The organism is Niallia sp. FSL W8-0954 (genome assembly GCF_038005605.1).
GTDB lineage: Bacteria > Bacillota > Bacilli > Bacillales > Cytobacillaceae > Niallia > Niallia circulans_A.
In genome coordinates this window covers 4512463-4530837 of the sequence record NZ_JBBOTN010000001.1, presented here as the reverse complement: position 1 = coordinate 4530837, position 18375 = coordinate 4512463, and the positions used below count along the sequence as shown (strand labels likewise).

Below are 18375 nucleotides of genomic sequence, written 5' to 3'. Positions count from 1 at the left end.
ACGGAAAGTCAAGAAATTTATAGAAATGGATTTTAAACTAAAATGCCTAATGATGGAGGCATTTATTTTTTTGGCAAGAGGCAGGTTTTTGAAACTATTGCCATTCGCGAAAGTTGCTCCTAGTCTGGGCGAAGAATCGATGGAAACGGAAGTTCAGGTAAATGGCAATGAAAAGATGATAAAAGATGTATCTTTGGCGATTGAGACGATGAGCAAATATACATTTTGGGAAAGTGCTTGCCTAGTCCAAGCAATTGCAGCAACGAGAATGTTAAATAGAAGAAAGATTCCAACCACTTTATATCTAGGTATTGCTAGGGACCAAGCAGGCAAAATGGAGGCACATGCATGGGTTAGAAGTGGTTCTCATTATGTGACAGGTGCACGCGGTAAACAACGGTTCACCGTTGTGAATACATTTGCCGGTGGTATGAGTAAAAGAGGTGAAAAGAATGAAGGGATCAGAAGAAATTGATCTGCATAGCTGTGCTAATGAACTGCAGTTGTTATTAAGGCTATTGAATGAGGAAGAAGACTCCGTAAAACTGATAGAAGAATTTCATAAAAAGGTAGATTGGAAGGAGTTTCTTCAGTTAGTTTATTTTCATAAAGTGTATCCATCCATCTATTTAAGACTGTCTGGTACAGACTCTCCCTATTTGCCTAACAACGTAGTCAAACTAGTAGAGGGTTTATATAAAGACAATACAATCAAAATGCTCCAATTGATCAAAGAACTAGATAATATTTCAACTGCATTAACGAAGAATGAGATCCGCATGCTGACTTTAAAAGGACCAATTCTTTCCTATTATTTGTACGGAGACTTATCTTCTAGAACTTCCAACGATCTTGACATTCTGATTTCCTTTCAAGATTTAAAGTCGACGATAGAAATACTGCAAGCAAAAGGATATGAAATGGAGTATGAACCACCACGAAAATTAAAAGATTGGCAAAAAAGAAACCATCATCTTGAATTCCTTCATAAAGAGAAAAATTGCAAAGTGGAAGTGCATTGGAGACTTCATCCCGGTCCTAGTAAAGAGCCGAGCTTTGCAGACTTATGGAATAATCGCAAAACGGTGTCTATAGGGTCAACAGCATTCCATACTTTAGGTGAGGAAATATTGTGTTATTATCTTGTTACACACGGGGCACGTCATGGCTGGTTTCGTATTCGGTGGCTAGTAGATATTGTGCAACTGCTGAAGAGAGAAGAAGATATTAATAGTTATCCAATGGTCTTTATGGAAAATCAAGCCTGCCACCTCTATCAACAAGCGCTCTATTTAGTAGAAAACCTACAATTAAGCCCAAAAAGGTATCAGAGAAAGATAAAGAAGCAATCGAAGGGACTTGCACAAAAGGCTTTTCTATTCATGAGAGAAAGAATCAACTTTTTTCATCCTCCAGACAAGACATGGGATAAGGAAGGAAAAAAGTATCTATTTATGATGAAACCATTTAAGCAGAAGGCAGCTTACATTATTCGGAAATTCTATGCCAATTCATGGGATGCAGAAGTGCTTCCTTTACCAAAATCATTGCACTTTCTTTATCTTCCATTAAGACCGATTTTATGGCTGTGGCGAGTAATTTTAAAGCAAAAAGTTTCACTTAGGAGACTTTAGAAAATGAGAAATCTTATTGTTTTTTTTAAGAAACTGCAGGCAGTTACTGGAACGAAGATGTATCTTAATATTTTTCTTAGCATTCTAATAAGTGCCCTTGAAGGAATTAGCATTTATCTTTTAATACCAATGCTTTCTGTTATTGGATTGTTGAATATGCAGATAAATGATCTGTTTCCTATTACTTTAATAGTAGCAGCAATGGAAAAGCTGCCTTTTCAACTAAATTTGGCTTCTGTCTTATTGATTTATCTTATATTGATAGTTGGCCAGGCTTTGCTGCAACGGAGTCAAACGATTTTAAATACAGATATCCAGCAGAACTTTATTAAACAGTTGCGACTAGAGACATATGAATCACTTATCAAAGTGAAGTGGGAATACATGCTGAGAAAAAGAAAGTCGGATTTTAACTATATTCTCACAACAGAAATATCACGAATCGGCGTGGGAACACATAGTATTATCCAATTAATCAGCATTGTATTTTTTACTATTGTTCAAATAATGCTGGCTTTTCTCTTATCACCATCCTTAACAAGCATTGTCTTAATTAGTGGGGGGCTACTTAGTGTTTTTATGAGGAAATTCGTGAGGAATTCTAAAACAATCGGCAAAGAAACAACAGAGTTAATGAACGATTACTTTGGAGGAATTACAGAACAGTTTAGTGGAATGAAAGATATGAAAAGCAATATGCTTGAGCCATCTTTCTTTGATTGGTTTCAGTCTAAGTCTCATTTAATACACCATAATGTGATGAATTTAGTTCACTTAAATACTAAGTCTGTATTCATTTATCGACTGATGGCTGGTTTCTTGATTGTTCTTTTTGTTTCTATTTCTTTTTCCTTTCTTAAACTGCCGCCAGAGAAGCTTATGGTAATTATTTTGATTTTTTCAAGATTATGGCCGCGATTTTCCTCCTTGCAGAGTAATGTAGAACAAATTGTTTCCATGTTTCCGGCATTAGATCATGTTCTGCGTGTTCAAGCGGAAAGTAACAAAAGCCAAGAATGGAGTACCTTTCGCACAAGGGAATGGGAGCCGTTTATTCTCGAACAAGCAATAGAATGTGACCATGTCTATTTCCGCTATCAAGCATCTCAGGAAGACTGGACACTAACAAACGTAAATATTCATTTTCCGCTTAAGAAAACAACCGCAATAGTTGGGCCGTCAGGAGCGGGAAAGACGACATTAGTCGATTTAGTAATGGGCTTGCTGCAGCCTGAAAAAGGCAGATTGCTTGTAAACGGAAAATCGTTAACAGAGGAGGAGTTACTGTTATATCGGAATTCCATTAGTTATGTTGCTCAGGAGCCTTTTTTATTTCATAGCAGCATTCGAGCTAATTTATTAATGGTTGCACCAAAGGCGACAGAACTGGAATTATGGCAAGCTTTGTCATTTGCTGCTGCGGAGCACTTTGTTAAACAGATGCCGGAAGGATTGGATACGGTTATTGGAGATAGAGGAATAAGGCTTTCAGGCGGAGAGCGCCAGCGTCTTGTTTTGGCGAGGGCCATCTTGAGAAAACCAGCTATTCTCATACTAGATGAAGCAACAAGTGCATTAGATAGTGAAAATGAACAGAAGATTCAGCAGGCTATTGATCGATTAAAAGGGAAAATGACGATAATCGTAATTGCTCATCGTTTATCAACGATTCGAAATGCAGATAAGGTATTAGTCTTGGAATCTGGAAAGGTAATACAAGAAGGAGAATATAAGCAATTGACGCAAACAAAGGGAGCATTAAGAAAAATGCTTGTTTCCCAAGAATTAGCTAGAAATCAAACGTTGGCTTAATTTCAAAAAGGAGAGGATGAAATTGAAACTTGTTTTATTGTCTGGCGGCTCTGGCAAACGTCTATGGCCGTTGTCCAATGATGCCCGTTCAAAGCAGTTTCTGAAAGTGTTAACCGATGAAGAGGGCAATAAGGAATCGATGGTTCAAAGAGTATGGGGACAGCTAGAAAAAAATGATCTTGCTAAGGATTCGCTGATTGCAACAAGTAAATCACAAGTGGAAATGATTCAAATACAAGTGGGAACACAAATGCCGATTGTGGTGGAACCAACAAGAAGGGATACATTTCCAGCAATTGCTCTAGCTGCTGTCTATTTATATTCTGTTAAAGGCTGCAGTCCTCATGAAGTGATAGCGATACTTCCTGTTGACCCTTTTGTAGAGAATCACTTTTTTTCAAAGGTAAAAGAGCTTGAGAAAACGCTGATAGAAAGTACTGCAGAGCTTGCTTTAATAGGAGTGCAGCCAACCTATCCTTCTGAAAAATATGGATATATGGTTCCTTATGATGAAGAAAAGAGGAACTATATCCGAGTATCCGCCTTCAAGGAAAAGCCGAGACGAGAAGAGGCAGAAAGACTAATAGAAAGTGGCGGATTATGGAACAGTGGGGTGTTTGCTTTCCGAATCGAATATCTGCTTAATATCTTGTTGGAAAGAGGCTACCCTATTCAATATGAACAACTAGTAAGTCAATATCACCTATTACCCCATAATAGCTTTGACTACGAGGTGGCAGAGAAGGCAGAGCAAGTAATTGCTTTATCTTATACGGGCTATTGGAAAGACCTTGGAACCTGGAATACGTTAACAGAGGAAATGCAAAATCCGATTAGTGGAAAGGGCTTTGTTAGTAAAGGGATCACCAATTCTCATATTGTAAATGAGTTGGATATTCCTATTACATTAATTGGTTTAGATGATGTGGTGGTGGCGGCAAGTCCAGATGGTATTTTAGTAACAAATAAAGAGGATAGTCTGCAAGTGAAGGAAATATTAAAAGACCTAATAGAAAGACCTATGTTTGAAGAGAGAAGGTGGGGCTGGTATAAGGTGCTAGAACATACGAAATATCTCGAAGGAAATGAAGTTTTAACAAAAAGAATATGTGTAGAAACAGGGAAGAATCTGAGCTATCAAGTTCATTACAAACGAAGTGAGGTATGGACAATTGTTAAAGGAGAGGGTGTCCTGGTATTAGATGATCAACTACAGCATATTCGGTCAGGGGATGTTATTCATATACCTCTAGGAACAAAGCATGCTTTAAGAGCAACAAGTACAATGGAGATAATTGAAGTGCAGACTGGTAGTGAGCTAGTTGAAGAGGATATTTATCGATTCTCTCTAGAATGGAAACAAATAATGAATGAAATAACCTTTAAAAATCTCGCGATAAATTTATAAACAGGTATTGCTAGGAAGGCTTTAGTATGATATGTTCTTAATAAAGAATAAGGTGGGGGAACACTACTCAATATTCGTATTTTTTTAACTGTTTCGTTCTTTATTAAGAATAAATGAGGGTGAAGTACAATAAATGAGTGGTATAGCTGGAATCTTATATGAAAATCAAGCGAACATAGCAACGGAGTATGCTGGGAAAATAATGAATGGGTTTCAAGGATTCCCTTCCGATGATATTCAAGTATATAGCAGAATGAATATTTTCCTTGGCTGTCATGCACGGTGGATTACACCAGAATCAATGGGAGAGAGAAATCCCTATTACGATAAAACGAGCGGGGTGGTAATTACCTCTGATTCTATTATCGATAACCGAATGGAATTGTTTCAATCCCTGCAGGTTGATCGTTCCTTGCAGCAAACTATTTCTGATACGCAGTTAATCCTTCTTGCTTATCTTAAATGGGGGGAAGAAACCCCGAAATATCTGATTGGAGATTTTGCCTTTTTTCTTTGGGATGAAAGGCAGCAAAAGTTATTTGGTGCAAGAGACTTTTCGGGAAGCAGAACTTTATATTATGTGTATAAGGATAGGCAGTTTTACTTTTCAACAATAATAGAATCGTTATTGAAATTACCAAATGTCAAGCAACAGTTAAATGAGGAATGGCTAGCTGAATATTTAGCTATTGCTGGGGTAGTAGATACGGTTGATTCTTCCATTACGCCTTTTGTCGGGATTGAGCAAGTGCCGCCATCACATAGCATCACAATTGAAAAAGGAAGGAAAAAAGTAAAGAGATATAGTCAGATAAGCTCGGAAGTAAAACCAATACATTTACCTAGTGATAATGACTATGTAGAAGCATTTCAGGAGATTTATCAATCAGCTGTTCAAGCAAGGCTTAGAACCCATAAAAAGGTGGGGTCTCAGTTAAGTGGTGGATTGGATTCAGGATCGGTTGTCAGCTTAGCAGCCAAACATCTTCCAGAAGATGCTGGCTTACATACTTTTAGCTATATACCACCTAAAGATTTTATTCCATTTGGTCCGAAGAATTTAGTAGCCAATGAATCATCCTTTGTACATAAAACAGTGAATTATATTGGCCGTTTGCAGGATCATTATCTGGATTTCGAAGGGAAGGATTCCTACAAACAGATAGACGAATTTTTAGAAATAATGGAAATGCCCTATAAGTTTTTTGAAAATTCCTTTTGGATTAAGGGGATTTTTGAAGAGGCGCAAAAACGGGACATTGGTATTCTTCTGAATGGAAATCGCGGAAACCTGTCTATATCGTGGGGAGGGGTGCAGGATTATTTTCCTCTTCTACTAAAACAATGTAGATTGCTTAAGCTCTATAAAGAAGTGGAAGCATATAGCAAAAACATTGCAAGACCGCGGAAAAGGGTTGCTGCGATGGTGCTTAGAGAAACTTTTCCTTTTTTAAATCAGCAAAGGAAGAAATATACAACGGGAGGGCCGCCGCCGCTGATTAATCCAGAGTTTGCAGCGAAAACAAGAATATATACGAAATTAGCAGAAGCAGGAATGGATGCAACAGGATGGTTTTCTGAATTAAACGCATTTGAGCAAAGGAGAAGACATTTTGATGACTTATTTCACTGGAATGCTTCCAATACATTCATGACCAAACTTTCGCTGAAATATGGATTAATCAGTCGAGACCCGACAAATGATATACGAGTTATTCGTTTTTGTTTGTCTATTCCAGAAGATCAGTATGTACAGAAGGGAATGGATCGTGCCCTGATAAGAAGAAGTACGGAGGGGTATTTGCCTGATGAAATACGACTGAATCAGCAAATAAGAGGGGCTCAAGGGACGGATTGGCTTTATCGAGTGATTCCCCATTGGAAGAGTCTATTGCAGGAGGCTAGGGAGGTTTCAAAAGATCCAGTGATTCTTTCTTATATCAATTATAATTGCTTGAAAAGGGGGCTGGATAAGTTAGGAAAAGGAGCAATTTCTGAATACGCAGTGGATCCTGATGTCCGAGCATTGTTCAGAAGCATTATCGTGTATCGGTTTCTAAAGAAGCTAAAATTGGCAGGATGAGTAGGAAGTTACTAGATCTTTCAACTTGAAAGGAGGTGATAAGATGAACAAGCTTGAATGGAAAGAGCCGAACTTAGAAGTTTTAGATGTAAAAGAAACGATGGCAGGACCATTTAATAACAATAAGTTAGATGCAACATATGAAACGGGAACGCCATTCCCTGATCTTGGCTGGAGCTAATGCTCAATTCCACTTTTAGGACATAATAGTTATATTTTTTCAATCTGCCTCCATCCTTCGCTGCTAAGAAGGTTGAGGCTTTTCTTTTTGATAGGATAAGGAAGAAGGTGTAGGAGGGACATATGATAACAAAAAGTGCATTTCGTTATTATGCTTTTGGATGCCATGTGTACAGCGAATTCATGCTGCCGGAGTTATGTAAAGAAGAAAAGGTAGAAGCCATTCCAGAACTGGTGATTAAAGAAAAGGACCTGCGGGAATATTGGAATGCTAAAGCTAAAGCAAAGGCAAATAACTATTTTGTCATAGAGAGGGATATGGTTCTCTTCCATGTTCCAAATATCGCGATATTCTTAATCGAAAAAGGAGAAAGCATTTCTATCACGTTGTTGTCGGCAAATAAAATGGATGAAATGCGCCTCTATTTATTAGGTACATGTATGGGTATTCTGCTCATGCAAAAACGAATTCTTCCTCTTCATGGCAGTGGAATTGTGATAGAGGGAAAAGTATATGCCATTGTAGGGGACTGTGGCGCGGGCAAGTCCACATTAGCAAGAGCATTTTTACAAAAAGGCTATAAATTGATAAGTGACGACATTATTCCAGTCCAATTAAATAAAGGCGGAAATCCAATTGTTATCCCTACCTATCCCTATCAAAAGTTATGGCTTGAGAGTTTGCATGAGTTTGAAATGACTAATCGTTCTTTCAAACCGATTGCTTATCGAGAAGAGAAATTTAGTGTGCCGATAGAACAGCAGTTTGAAACAAGCTGTCTCCCGCTGGCAGGCATCTTTGAGCTCACAAAAAAGGATGGAGAGAAGATTGAAATAAAAGAAAAACGGAATCTTGAACGGCTGCAAATATTGTATAAGCATACTTTTCGGAACAGCTTTCTACAACCATTAGGTTTATTGGAATGGCACTTAATAACCACATCTAAATTCTTAAAAAGTACCTTTATTTATAAAATCGAGCGGCCGAAATCTCGCTTTACTGTAAATGAACTGGTAGAACTTATTTTAACAAAGCAAAAGGGAGAAGAAGACAAATGAGGAAAACACAAACGCAAATAGATAAACAGACGATCGTTGTGCAAACCCTAGGACATATTGTGAGTGATATGAATGGAGAAAAAGTAATGTTAAGCATTGCGAATAGCAAATACTATAATTTAGGCCATATTGGAGGCGATATTTGGGAATTAATAAAGGAGCCAATCTCGATTGACAGAGTGGTAGCTACCTTAATGGAAAAGTATGACGTAACACAACGAAAATGCGAGCAGCATGTTTGTTCCTTCTTGGAAACATTAAAAGAGGAAGGTTTGATTACAATAAAGAGTACCTAAAGGAAAAGAGGAGAATGAATGATTGGCGAAAGAATTCGATATTTACGTCAGCGAAAAGGTTATTCGTTATCTAGGTTGGCAAAAGAGGCAGAGGTATCCAAAACATACTTAAGCAACATCGACAGAGGCTTACAAAATAATCCCTCTCTACACTTCTTAGAAAAAGTAGCGGCTAAACTAGGAACAAGCGTGGAATACTTAATTAGTGATGATTTTGAAAAGGATATGCTTAATAATAATGCAAGCAGTAAAGGAACGATCAAATAGACGTCAGAGTCATCAAAAGATACATAGTTAAACTTTGCTAAAGGGAAAGTAATCCCCTTTCTGCCTACTTTCCCTGCAATCCCTCCTAAAAGATTTTAATCCTCCCATCGTTCTTCATTTTCATTCATTATGTTATTCATACAATTACAGCAGACAGACATCCTTTAAGGTTGAGTAAAATAATATATATAATAGAAGAAACTAGGTAGCGCTTACAGGAAGGAGATAGGAGTAAAGTAATATTTACAAATATTCAGAAAATGTGATAACATGCTATCCATGTGCGTTATACAGAACTATTTTCTTGAAAAAAAAAAGCGAGAAATTCTCGCTTAATGAAAAGATTTATTCTGATATAAGTTTTTTAGACAGATAGCTGCTCCAAACTTTAAAGCCTTGTTCATTTGCTTGTGATCTATCACCTAACTCAACGTAATAATCTTTAAGTTTTAAATCATTGCTCTCAGGCCATGCTTCCCAATGATTCCAATAGGGAATTTCTTTCGATTCAGCAAATTTCTTCAAATCGCTTACTTGCATAGGATAGAGGCCTGCATTATACAGGGGATGTGCTGGCATTAAAACAAATGTTACATCTGGCAGGACATCTTTTGTTTCATTAATCACTTGGTTGACATTCAATAAGGTTGTAGAAATATCAACTACTCCGTTATCATTCAACAAAAAAGGCTCCCAGATAACCATATCTGGCTTCTGTTCGATAATAGATTCATATTCATTATTATTTACATAATCGGATGAAGTTTCTTCATATGTAATGCTATCAATTGTTACATATTTATCATATTTACTAGCTAATGCTTCTTGCAATGGTGTAATTAACCCAAGCTCTTGATCACCAATTTCATCGGAACCAACCAATAATATATGAAAGGGTTGTTTCTCTGTAAGTTTCTCTTCCAGTACTTTCTGTGCACTTTCTGGCCATGACTTTGCAAAGCTCATATAGTAATCAAGACTAAAGTACTGGTCTTTATTCTCTTTATTTTCTACTTTACTATCTGCTTCTTTAGTAGGATGGATGTTAGATAGAGGACGGTCCTCCCGAATATTCCAATGGATATTCCCAATAACAAGAATAGCCACGAGAATAATAGAAAGGATGGATAAAATAATAGCTTTCATTGAAACCTCCTAAAATTTAAGTATAGTCTTTTAGTAATCTACCAAATTAGTACATTAGATAGGAAACTTCTCCCTTTTTACAAAAATATATATCAAAAATGTAAATTAATTGATATAGTAAAACACGTAAAAACATTTCATATAAAATTATGACAAGAAATGACAATATATGCAACGATATATGATATAATATTTTTGGTTTTTATATTTTTCTAGGAGGAAGTCATGGAAGAAACTATTAGTCTAAAAGAATTATTTGATACGTTAAAGAAAAGAGTATCACTTATTGTCTCCATTACATTAGTAGCAATGATAGTAAGTGCTGTTGTAAGTTATTTTATTATTACGCCTGAGTATAAATCTTCGACACAGATTCTGGTAAACCAGGCAAAAGATGATCAATCAGTATATAATTACAATGAAGTACAAACAAATGTGCAATTAATAAACACATATAGTGTAATACTTAAAAGTGCAGCTATTTTAAACAATGTGAAAAAAGAATTAGATTTAGATATGACTGTATCACAATTAAACAGTAAAATAACTGTAGAAAGTGCACAAAATTCGCAAATAATGACCGTTTCAGTAACTGATGATGACCCAGCGATTGCGTTGCAAATTGCTAATACAACTGCTGAAGTATTTGAGAAAGAAATTAAGAAATTAATGAAGGTAGATAACGTAAGTATTTTACCATTAGCAGATGATCAAGAAAATCAATCGCCGATCAGCCCAAACCCTACGTTGAATATTGCCATTGCTGCAGTAGTAGGATTATTGATAGGTATAGGATTAGCATTCTTACTCGAATACTTTGATAATACAGTGAAAACAGAGCAAGATATTGAGAAAATATTAGCGTTACCGGTTCTGGGAACTATTACAAAAATTGATGAAAGTTTTGAAGCAAAACAAAGAGGTACTCAAAAAGGAAGAAGTAGGGGTGGTTTACTTGGTAAGTAAGAGAGTGAAAAAGGGTGGATTAGCTCTTAATAATAGACGAAAACTTATTGCAAAGTATGATCCGAAATCACCAATTTCCGAGCAGTATAGAAATATTCGAACAAATATTATATATTCAAGCATAGATGAAGAGATTCGTTCGATTTTAGTGACATCTTCAGGACCAGGAGAAGGAAAGTCAACAACAACAGCTAACTTAGCAGTTGTTTTCGCACAAGCAGGAAAAACAGTATTATTAGTAGATGCAGATTTACGTAAACCGACTGTGCATTATACGTTTAATTTAAATAATACAGCTGGATTAACTTCGATATTAACAAACCAAATGGAGTTAATGGAAGCTGTTCATCAGGATGATGAAAAGAATTTATATGTTCTTCCAAGTGGACCAATACCACCAAATCCTTCTGAGTTATTAGGATCAAAAGCGATGAGTAATTTTTTAGAAAGAGCTTTAGAAGAATTTGATATTATCTTATTCGATACACCGCCAGTTATGGCAGTAACAGATGCTCAAGTATTGGCGAATCTTTGTCATGGAAGTATTTTAGTAGTAGGCAGTGAAAAAGCGGATAAAGATGCTGTGGTAAAAACAAAAGAACAGCTCGCTTCTTCTACAGGGAAAATACTAGGAGTTGTATTAAATAATAAAAAGAATGATAAAAATAGTAATTACTATTATTACGGCACAAATTAATTATCTAACAAAATAGAATAAAAACCGATATTTGCTATTTACGGAAAAAATGATCAATGTTACTATTTGATAATGTTATAGAAAGATACTAAATGAATAAAAATAGAGAGGTGTAGCACGATGATTGATATACATTGTCATATATTACCGAATATTGATGATGGAGCACAGACATTAGAAAATAGTTTAGAGATGGCTAAGACTGCTATTAATGAAGGGATTACAACAATTATTGCTACACCTCATCATAAGAATAACCAATATATTAACGAGAAGTCATCCATTCTTGAAAAGGTTAATGACTTAAATGCTGTTTTAAAACAAGAAAACCTTCCTCTTAATATACTTCCAGGGCAGGAAGTTCGAATTTATGGAGAAGTGTTAGAAGATTATAATAAGGGTGAGGTTCTAACACTGAATCATACAAAATATCTTTTCATTGAATTTCCTTCTTCCTCTGTACCACGATATGCAGAAAGATTATTATATGAATTGCAAACAGAGGGGATTATTCCAATTATTGTACACCCTGAAAGAAACAAAGAATTGCAAGAAAAACCAGATCTTCTTTATAAGTTTGTAAAAAACGGAGCATTGACTCAAGTAACGGCATCCAGTGTGGTAGGATACTTTGGGAAAAATGTGAAAAAGTTTTCGGAACAGATGATAGAGCATAATTTAACTCATTTTATTGCTTCAGATGCCCATAATATTCATAATCGCACTTTTAAAATGGCCGAGTCTTTAAAGATGATTAAAGAAAATTTTGGGATGGATTATATTTATCTTTTTAAAGAAAATGCTGAGTTGCTAATTGAAGATAAAAATATAATAAAAGAAATACCTGAGCGTATACAAAGAAAGAAATTTTTGGGGATTTTCTAATATAGTAATTTTACTTGATAACTAATAGATTATTAATAGTTAATAAAGTTAGATTTTATCATAGGTTATCAGTAAGTTACATAAAAATAGTAAAATAATAAAGAGACAGGTGGTATAGTGATGTCTGAATTTTATAAGGATCAATCTCTGTATTTAGAAAGGAAAAAAAATATATCTGTAAATACAGCTCGAAGCTACCTTGTAATGAAAAGATCAATAGACATCATCGGTTCATTTTGTGGATTAGTTGTTCTAAGTATCCTTTTTATTATTATTGGGCTTTTAATTAAAATAGAAGATCCAAAAGGGAAAGTTTTCTTTAAGCAATTAAGAGTTGGAAAAGATGGAAAAGAGTTTTATATGTATAAATTTAGATCAATGGCATCAGATGCTGAGGAACGTTTGAAAGAATTATTAGAATTAAATGAAGTATCTGGGGCAATGTTCAAGATGAAAGATGACCCGAGGGTAACTAAGATTGGAAAATTTATTAGGAAAACTAGTATCGATGAATTACCTCAGCTGTTTAATGTTTTAAAAGGGGAAATGAGTTTAGTGGGACCCAGACCACCATTACCAAGAGAAGTAGCTGAATATTCTTCTTATGACAAGCTGAGATTATTAGTAGTTCCAGGTTGTACTGGTCTGTGGCAAGTAAGTGGTAGAAATGAGTTAGGTTTTCAACAAATGGTTGAATTGGATATTGAATATATAAAAAAAAGAACGATTCTATTTGATGTTAAAATCATTTTAAAAACTGTAAAATGCATGTTTAAACCAAATGGGGCATATTAAAATATTATGGTGAAATTCTAATGAATTCAATGATGAAAAAAGTAGGTTGGATGCTTTATGGACAAGGAGGGAGGTTAATATTTCAAACAATTTACTTCCTTGGCTTAGCTTTTGTATTTACGCCTTATGAATATGGAATATACGTTAGTATTACAGCTATAACGGTAATACTTAGTCCGTTTTGTGGAGTAGGATTTAATAGTTTATTAGTTAAAATAATTTCTACAGATATTAAAAGTTTTCCAAAAGTCTATGGTAATGCTTTGAAAATAACAATATATAGTTACGTTTTATTGTTAGTAATTGGATCTATTGCTATTTGTTTTTTATTTGATAATTACTTTGAAGCATTAAAATTATTTATACTAATAAGCCTTGCTGATTTATTATTTTTAAAATTAACCGAAATGTCTTCACAAATTTTTATTGCTAAAAATTCGGTGAAGGTTTCTGCTCATATTCTAAATTTTATTAGTTTAATTCGTTTTATGTCAGTTTTATTTTATTTTATTTTAATAAAAATTAATCCTGCATATAGTGGTCTTTTAAACTGGGGGAAAATATATCTAATAGGATCCCTGATTTTTACTATTTATGTATTAATTTATACTTTTAAAAGAAGTGAAAAACCTCTAATAAGAGAGAAAATCTCACTGCCATATATAAAAGAAGGAATATATTTTTCAATAGGATTATCATCTCAAGGTGTATATAATGATATTGATAAAACTTTACTAGGGAAATATTCCAATTTAGAAACAACTGGGCAATATGGTTTCGCATATAAAGTCTTAGATGTATTATTTATACCTATTAAGGCAATTCTTGCAATTACTTTCCCGATGTTTTTTAAATATGGACAAGAGGGAGGAATAAGAAAAACTTTACGTTTTGGATTAAAAATAATGTTTCTTTTATTACCATTGCTAATAGTAATATGCTTACTTTCTTTTTACTTCGTTCCTCCGATAATTAAACAGTTATTTGAGAGTAAATATATAGAAAGTATTAGCATGTTTAAATTATTATTACCAATTGTTATTTTAAGAAATATTCATTATATACTGGCTGATGCAGTTACAGGAGCGGGTTACCAAAAAGAAAGGAGTATTATTCAGATTATAGTAGCAGCTTTGAATTTCTTATTAAATATATATTTTATAAGCCAATTTCAAGTTATGGGGGCCATTATTGTAAGTATAGTTTCTGATTTGTTGATGGTATTATTTGTTGCAATTTTAATTTTATATAAATTAAAGGTGACCAAAATAAATAAGGTTATAAGGGAGACATAATGAAAATAGTTAAAGATGCTTATTTAGCAATTTTAAATTTTATTGTGCCATATATTCCATTTCATACTATAAGAATACTCATATATAGATTACTAAAAGTCAATATTGGTAAAGATACTACTATTTTAAGACCAGTTTTTTTCTACAATCCATTTAAGATTGCAATAGGTAGAAACTGTGCTATTAATGACCACGTTGTACTTGATGGGAGAGGTACATTAAAAATCGGTAATAACGTAAATATATCACCTTATGTAAAAATTTACACTGCGGAACATGACGTGAATAGTGCTACCTTTAAGTATATTGAGGGAAAAGTAGTTATAGATGATTATGCCTGGGTTAGCACAAATGCAATGATTATGCCTGGTGTAACTATAGGGGAAGGAGCAGTAGTAGCAGCTGGAGCAGTAGTAACTAGAAATGTTGAGCCATATGCAATTGTAGGAGGAGTTCCTGCTAAGAAGATTGGAGAAAGAAATAAAGACTTAGATTATACTCCTAATTTTAAAAAGTTCTTTCACTGATATTGATGGAAGTTTAATCTTAGAAAAGGTTGATGAAATTGATTTATTTATACTATTTTCTTATTGTTATGTTAGGTGCAATTTCCTGGAAGCCATTAATACCGAGTTATGGCGGGACGATTTTAACTTTAATAAAAGGAGCATTACTGATAATAATAATTTTTCTTATTATTTTTAGGGGGATTAATAAGAATTTTCTTACTTATTTCAGTTTAAGTGGTATCTTTGTTTTATTTATTTATCTACTGTTACAAATAAGTAGGATTGATTCCGTTGAATTTGCTAACTCAGGGGATATATTCAGATCTTTTTCATCTTACCTTTTAATCTTTTTAATGTTAATGATTAGGTTAAGAAAAGAGGAACTTAAAAGAATCTTAGATTTGATACAAAAATTACCGATTTTTAGTGTGTTATTTGGTTTGTTCTTTTCTCTTTTTACTAATTGGTCTGTAATTAAATTTGAATTTACGGGTGTAAATAGGCTGCAAGGAAGTAATCCTCCTGCCCATCTAGCTGAAATTTGCTTTGTTGCTATAATTACATCTGTAGGAATTTTATTAAAGAAAGATACTCAAAAAAGTTTATTTATAAGTTCAAACAATAAAGTGTATGGTTATTTATTCATTAATACTTTAATTTTGATTCTTACTTTTACAAGGATTACTCTTTTAGGAGCAGGATTGATTATTTTCTATTTATTAATCAAGAAAATGTATATTACAATAATTAAAAATAGATATTCCTTACCATTTATTTTTATCACTATTATAAGTATATTTCCTGCAATACTTATCTTTATCTATACTATTAAAAGTATTTTAAAAAGATCAACTAATGAAGGTGGAGGAATAAATACTTCTGGGAGATATTGGGCTTGGAGATATTTTATTGATAGAGCAAATGAATATCCTATTTTCGGAAGAGGGATGGGAGCAAGCCAATCGTTATATGATGTTAACCCCTATAAAGAATTTGTAGCACCACATAACGAATATATTAGATCGTATTTGGAAGTAGGCATTTTAGGTAGTATATTGATGATTATTTTTATTTTAATATTTATTGGATGGTTAATTTATAGTAACAGATCAAATAAATTGTTTAGTAATAAATTTATTTTGTTTAATATTATTTCCGTTGGAATAGTCTCTTATTATGATAATTTATTTGTAACAATTCACTTTAGCTTACCGTTTATTTTATTAATACTATGCTTAGTGAATGTTTTTACATATCGAAAAAATCAGGAAGGGGACTGAACGTGAAAAGAGTGACTTTAATTAGTTCAACCGGTGGACATTGGACACAACTAAATAATATATATAAAGAATTTCAAAAAATAGATGAGATTGAAAGTAGAGTGAAAATTAAGCTAATAACTGAGAAAAATGATTCTAATAAAGAGAATAAAAATGTAGACTTTCTTTACCAACAAGATAGAAAAAGTAAAAATTTAATATTTATTCTAATTCTTAATACTATTTTATCTTTATATTATGTTATCAGATACCGACCACATTATGTTATATCAACTGGTGCAGGGGGAACTATTCTTTATTTGATATTTGCAAAGCTTATGGGTTCGAAAGTGATTTTTATTGAAAGCTATGCGAAAATTAATAGTCCTACTATAACAGGAAAAATAGTTTATAAATTTGCAGATATATTTTATGTTCAATGGCCAGAGATGCTAAAATTCTATCCTAAGGGAATATATAAGGGGAGTTTGTATTGATATTTGTTATATTAGGGACTCAAAAATTTCCTATGAATAGATTAATAGATGAAATTGATTTATTAATAGAGAGAAATGTATTTACTGCTGAGGAAGTTGTAATACAATCTGGATATAGTAAGATGTCAAAATTTGCTAAAAGTTTGGAGATAATTAAGGAAGATGATTTTGATCAGTATTTAGCAAACAGCTCGCTTGTTATTTGCCATGGTGGTACTTCAGCTATAATTAAATCGCTTAATCTATCTAAAAAAGTAATCGTTGTTCCAAGACTATCTAAATTTAATGAACATGTTGATGATCATCAGAAAGAGATTGCAAAAGTTCTCTTTCAAAAGGGATATATAGAAATGGTTGAGAATATAAAAGAACTAGAACATTATGTTACTAAAGCATATGAAACAACCTATAATAAATATAATTCAACTGGTGAACTAGCCAATATTATTGTAAATAATATTCTAAATGAGACAGAATAGTGAGGAATAAATTAGATGGATAATATATTTTTAGTATGGACGAAATATCAAGCAAGAGTTGAGTCATTAATAAAGGATATAACACACAATTTAGGTGACTCAAAGATTATTTATAGAGATAATCCGCCAGCAAACAGTATAAAGAAAATTATATTATATATGATTTACTTTTTTAAAGATTTAGTTTTTATAATTAAAAATAAGCCCAAAAGTGTGTTTGTACAAAATCCTCCAAGCTACTCACTATTTGCTCCAGTTTTATATAAGCTCATTATTAATAAAAGGGTAAAAGTAATTTCTGATTTGCATAATGCAATGACTCGTGAACCTTGGCTAAATAGAATTGGAACAAAATTTTTATTAAGTCAATGTGACCTAATAATTGTCCATAATGAAATTGTGCATCAAGGAATAAGAGAAAAAAATCTTTTTAATTATATAAATTCAAACAAAATTATTGTATTAGAAGATAAAACTCCACTTATAACGGAAGTAGAAAGAAAGGTAACTAGTTCTCCTGATAAGAGACCAATTGTTTTTTTTCCTGCTTCATTTAATAAAGATGAACCTATTTCTGAAGTGATTGACAGTGCTAAGTTAGTTCCAGAGTTTAGAATTATAATGACTGGTAATTATAAGAAGTTATATTCAAACTTTAATTTATCTGCAAAAGATTTACCAGAAAATGTTGAAATTACAGGGTGGATAGAAACTAAGGATTATTTAGATTTAGTGAAAAATTGTGATATTCTTTTGGGACTTACGATTTTTGATGATATTCAGATGAGTGTAAGTAATGAGGGATTAGGTGCAGAAAAAGTAATGGTTTTGTCTGATATGGAGGCATTAAGATTAATCTATCAAGATGGTGCGATATATACAGAAAATTCAGCGAACGCAATTGCTATGAACTTGAGAATCGCTTTTGAAAAAAGAAAAGAACTTCAGAAGAAAATTAAAGAGGTTAAATTGATAAAAGAAGAACGCTATATTAAACAATTAAATAACGTTATTAACAGTATTCTTGAGCATTCTACTAGTTTAAATTAAGTACTGTCATTAAATTCTTAATTTACCCTATAGTTAGTTGAAGAATAGTGATTAATTG

At 33.2% G+C, this 18375-nt stretch carries 20 protein-coding genes; 19 read left to right on the top strand and 1 reads right to left on the bottom strand.

Going from position 1 to position 18375, the window contains the following annotated elements; genetic code table 11:
* The first annotated feature begins 25 nt into the window (after window positions 1-25).
* The 9 genes from NX902_RS22125 (at window position 26) to NX902_RS22085 (ending at window position 8739) form a co-directional block, all read left to right on the top strand.
* Window positions 26-475 carry a lasso peptide biosynthesis B2 protein gene (locus NX902_RS22125; protein ID WP_341161019.1) on the top strand — a complete coding sequence of 150 codons (450 nt, stop codon included), beginning with the start codon at window positions 26-28 and terminating at the stop codon, window positions 473-475.
* Window positions 453-1634 (top strand): nucleotidyltransferase domain-containing protein, encoded by a 1182-nt coding sequence (locus NX902_RS22120; RefSeq protein WP_095332649.1) that lies wholly within the window; start codon window positions 453-455, stop codon window positions 1632-1634. The genes NX902_RS22125 and NX902_RS22120 overlap by 23 nt, the downstream gene beginning before the upstream one ends.
* Before the next feature lie 3 nt (window positions 1635-1637).
* The gene (locus NX902_RS22115; protein ID WP_341123357.1) at window positions 1638-3446 is read left to right on the top strand and encodes an ABC transporter ATP-binding protein; all 1809 of its coding nucleotides are present in this window, start codon (window positions 1638-1640) and stop codon (window positions 3444-3446) included.
* Between the two features lie 22 nt (window positions 3447-3468).
* The gene (locus tag NX902_RS22110; RefSeq protein WP_341161018.1) at window positions 3469-4854 is read left to right on the top strand and encodes a sugar phosphate nucleotidyltransferase; all 1386 of its coding nucleotides are present in this window, start codon (window positions 3469-3471) and stop codon (window positions 4852-4854) included.
* 133 nt (window positions 4855-4987) lie between these two features.
* Window positions 4988-6937, top strand: a complete 1950-nt coding sequence (locus NX902_RS22105) for an asparagine synthase-related protein (RefSeq protein WP_144547066.1) — start codon at window positions 4988-4990, stop codon at window positions 6935-6937.
* Window positions 6938-6980: 43 nt separating this feature from the next.
* Window positions 6981-7118, top strand: a complete 138-nt coding sequence (locus NX902_RS22100; protein WP_123258429.1) for a paeninodin family lasso peptide — start codon at window positions 6981-6983, stop codon at window positions 7116-7118.
* A 122-nt stretch (window positions 7119-7240) separates the two neighbouring features.
* The gene (locus NX902_RS22095) at window positions 7241-8176 is read left to right on the top strand and encodes an aldolase (protein WP_341161017.1); all 936 of its coding nucleotides are present in this window, start codon (window positions 7241-7243) and stop codon (window positions 8174-8176) included.
* Window positions 8173-8472 (top strand): lasso peptide biosynthesis PqqD family chaperone, encoded by a 300-nt coding sequence (locus tag NX902_RS22090; protein WP_123258428.1) that lies wholly within the window; start codon window positions 8173-8175, stop codon window positions 8470-8472. Before NX902_RS22095 ends, NX902_RS22090 begins: the two co-directional genes overlap by 4 nt.
* Window positions 8473-8490: 18 nt before the next feature.
* Window positions 8491-8739 carry a helix-turn-helix domain-containing protein gene (locus tag NX902_RS22085; protein ID WP_095332661.1) on the top strand — a complete coding sequence of 83 codons (249 nt, stop codon included), beginning with the start codon at window positions 8491-8493 and terminating at the stop codon, window positions 8737-8739.
* A 345-nt stretch (window positions 8740-9084) separates the two neighbouring features.
* Here the strand turns inward: NX902_RS22085 and NX902_RS22080 are convergent, their stop codons facing one another.
* A complete protein-coding gene (locus tag NX902_RS22080) occupies window positions 9085-9885 on the bottom strand; it encodes a hypothetical protein (RefSeq protein WP_123258427.1) in 801 nt (266 codons plus the stop codon).
* A 225-nt stretch (window positions 9886-10110) separates the two neighbouring features.
* On the opposite strand from NX902_RS22080, the gene NX902_RS22075 reads away from it, so the two are divergent.
* The 10 genes from NX902_RS22075 to NX902_RS22030 all read left to right on the top strand — a co-directional run bounded on the left by NX902_RS22075 (window position 10111) and on the right by NX902_RS22030 (window position 18317).
* Complete coding sequence (locus NX902_RS22075) at window positions 10111-10851, top strand: YveK family protein (RefSeq protein WP_341161016.1); 741 nt, start codon at window positions 10111-10113, stop codon at window positions 10849-10851.
* On the top strand, window positions 10841-11548 hold the full coding sequence (locus NX902_RS22070; protein ID WP_341161015.1) for a CpsD/CapB family tyrosine-protein kinase: 708 nt from the start codon (window positions 10841-10843) through the stop codon (window positions 11546-11548). Before NX902_RS22075 ends, NX902_RS22070 begins: the two co-directional genes overlap by 11 nt.
* A 120-nt stretch (window positions 11549-11668) precedes the next feature.
* Window positions 11669-12433, top strand: coding sequence for a tyrosine-protein phosphatase (locus NX902_RS22065; protein WP_341161014.1), 765 nt, complete (start codon window positions 11669-11671; stop codon window positions 12431-12433).
* A gap of 120 nt (window positions 12434-12553) precedes the next feature.
* The gene (locus NX902_RS22060; RefSeq protein WP_341161013.1) at window positions 12554-13228 is read left to right on the top strand and encodes a sugar transferase; all 675 of its coding nucleotides are present in this window, start codon (window positions 12554-12556) and stop codon (window positions 13226-13228) included.
* Between the two features lie 20 nt (window positions 13229-13248).
* Complete coding sequence (locus NX902_RS22055) at window positions 13249-14523, top strand: oligosaccharide flippase family protein (protein WP_341161012.1); 1275 nt, start codon at window positions 13249-13251, stop codon at window positions 14521-14523.
* Complete coding sequence (locus NX902_RS22050; RefSeq protein ID WP_341161011.1) at window positions 14523-15050, top strand: acyltransferase; 528 nt, start codon at window positions 14523-14525, stop codon at window positions 15048-15050. Before NX902_RS22055 ends, NX902_RS22050 begins: the two co-directional genes overlap by 1 nt.
* A 68-nt stretch (window positions 15051-15118) precedes the next feature.
* Entirely contained in the window at window positions 15119-16312 is a 1194-nt protein-coding gene (locus NX902_RS22045) for an O-antigen ligase family protein (RefSeq protein ID WP_341161010.1), read from the top strand.
* A gap of 2 nt (window positions 16313-16314) precedes the next feature.
* Window positions 16315-16788, top strand: a complete 474-nt coding sequence (pssD, locus tag NX902_RS22040) for a PssD/Cps14F family polysaccharide biosynthesis glycosyltransferase (RefSeq protein WP_341161009.1) — start codon at window positions 16315-16317, stop codon at window positions 16786-16788.
* Window positions 16785-17267: a glycosyltransferase gene (locus NX902_RS22035; protein ID WP_341161008.1), complete on the top strand. Its 483-nt coding sequence runs from the start codon at window positions 16785-16787 to the stop codon at window positions 17265-17267. The genes pssD and NX902_RS22035 overlap by 4 nt, the downstream gene beginning before the upstream one ends.
* Before the next feature lie 15 nt (window positions 17268-17282).
* Complete coding sequence (locus NX902_RS22030) at window positions 17283-18317, top strand: glycosyltransferase (protein WP_341161007.1); 1035 nt, start codon at window positions 17283-17285, stop codon at window positions 18315-18317.
* The last annotated feature ends 58 nt before the right edge of the window (window positions 18318-18375 follow it).

What these genes read in the sequence shown, in the direction of transcription:
- NX902_RS22125 (WP_341161019.1), top strand. Translation starts at nt 26, where the DNA reads ATGGATTTTAAACTAAAATGCCTAATGATGGAGGCATTTATTTTTTTG.
- NX902_RS22120 (WP_095332649.1), top strand. Translation starts at nt 453, where the DNA reads ATGAAGGGATCAGAAGAAATTGATCTGCATAGCTGTGCTAATGAACTG.
- NX902_RS22115 (WP_341123357.1), top strand. Translation starts at nt 1,638, where the DNA reads ATGAGAAATCTTATTGTTTTTTTTAAGAAACTGCAGGCAGTTACTGGA.
- NX902_RS22105 (WP_144547066.1), top strand. Translation starts at nt 4,988, where the DNA reads ATGAGTGGTATAGCTGGAATCTTATATGAAAATCAAGCGAACATAGCA.
- NX902_RS22100 (WP_123258429.1), top strand. Translation starts at nt 6,981, where the DNA reads ATGAACAAGCTTGAATGGAAAGAGCCGAACTTAGAAGTTTTAGATGTA.
- NX902_RS22095 (WP_341161017.1), top strand. Translation starts at nt 7,241, where the DNA reads ATGATAACAAAAAGTGCATTTCGTTATTATGCTTTTGGATGCCATGTG.
- NX902_RS22090 (WP_123258428.1), top strand. Translation starts at nt 8,173, where the DNA reads ATGAGGAAAACACAAACGCAAATAGATAAACAGACGATCGTTGTGCAA.
- NX902_RS22085 (WP_095332661.1), top strand. Translation starts at nt 8,491, where the DNA reads ATGATTGGCGAAAGAATTCGATATTTACGTCAGCGAAAAGGTTATTCG.
- NX902_RS22080 (WP_123258427.1), bottom strand. Translation starts at nt 9,885, where the DNA reads ATGAAAGCTATTATTTTATCCATCCTTTCTATTATTCTCGTGGCTATT.
- NX902_RS22075 (WP_341161016.1), top strand. Translation starts at nt 10,111, where the DNA reads ATGGAAGAAACTATTAGTCTAAAAGAATTATTTGATACGTTAAAGAAA.
- NX902_RS22065 (WP_341161014.1), top strand. Translation starts at nt 11,669, where the DNA reads ATGATTGATATACATTGTCATATATTACCGAATATTGATGATGGAGCA.
- NX902_RS22060 (WP_341161013.1), top strand. Translation starts at nt 12,554, where the DNA reads ATGTCTGAATTTTATAAGGATCAATCTCTGTATTTAGAAAGGAAAAAA.
- NX902_RS22055 (WP_341161012.1), top strand. Translation starts at nt 13,249, where the DNA reads ATGAATTCAATGATGAAAAAAGTAGGTTGGATGCTTTATGGACAAGGA.
- NX902_RS22050 (WP_341161011.1), top strand. Translation starts at nt 14,523, where the DNA reads ATGAAAATAGTTAAAGATGCTTATTTAGCAATTTTAAATTTTATTGTG.
- NX902_RS22045 (WP_341161010.1), top strand. Translation starts at nt 15,119, where the DNA reads ATGTTAGGTGCAATTTCCTGGAAGCCATTAATACCGAGTTATGGCGGG.
- NX902_RS22030 (WP_341161007.1), top strand. Translation starts at nt 17,283, where the DNA reads ATGGATAATATATTTTTAGTATGGACGAAATATCAAGCAAGAGTTGAG.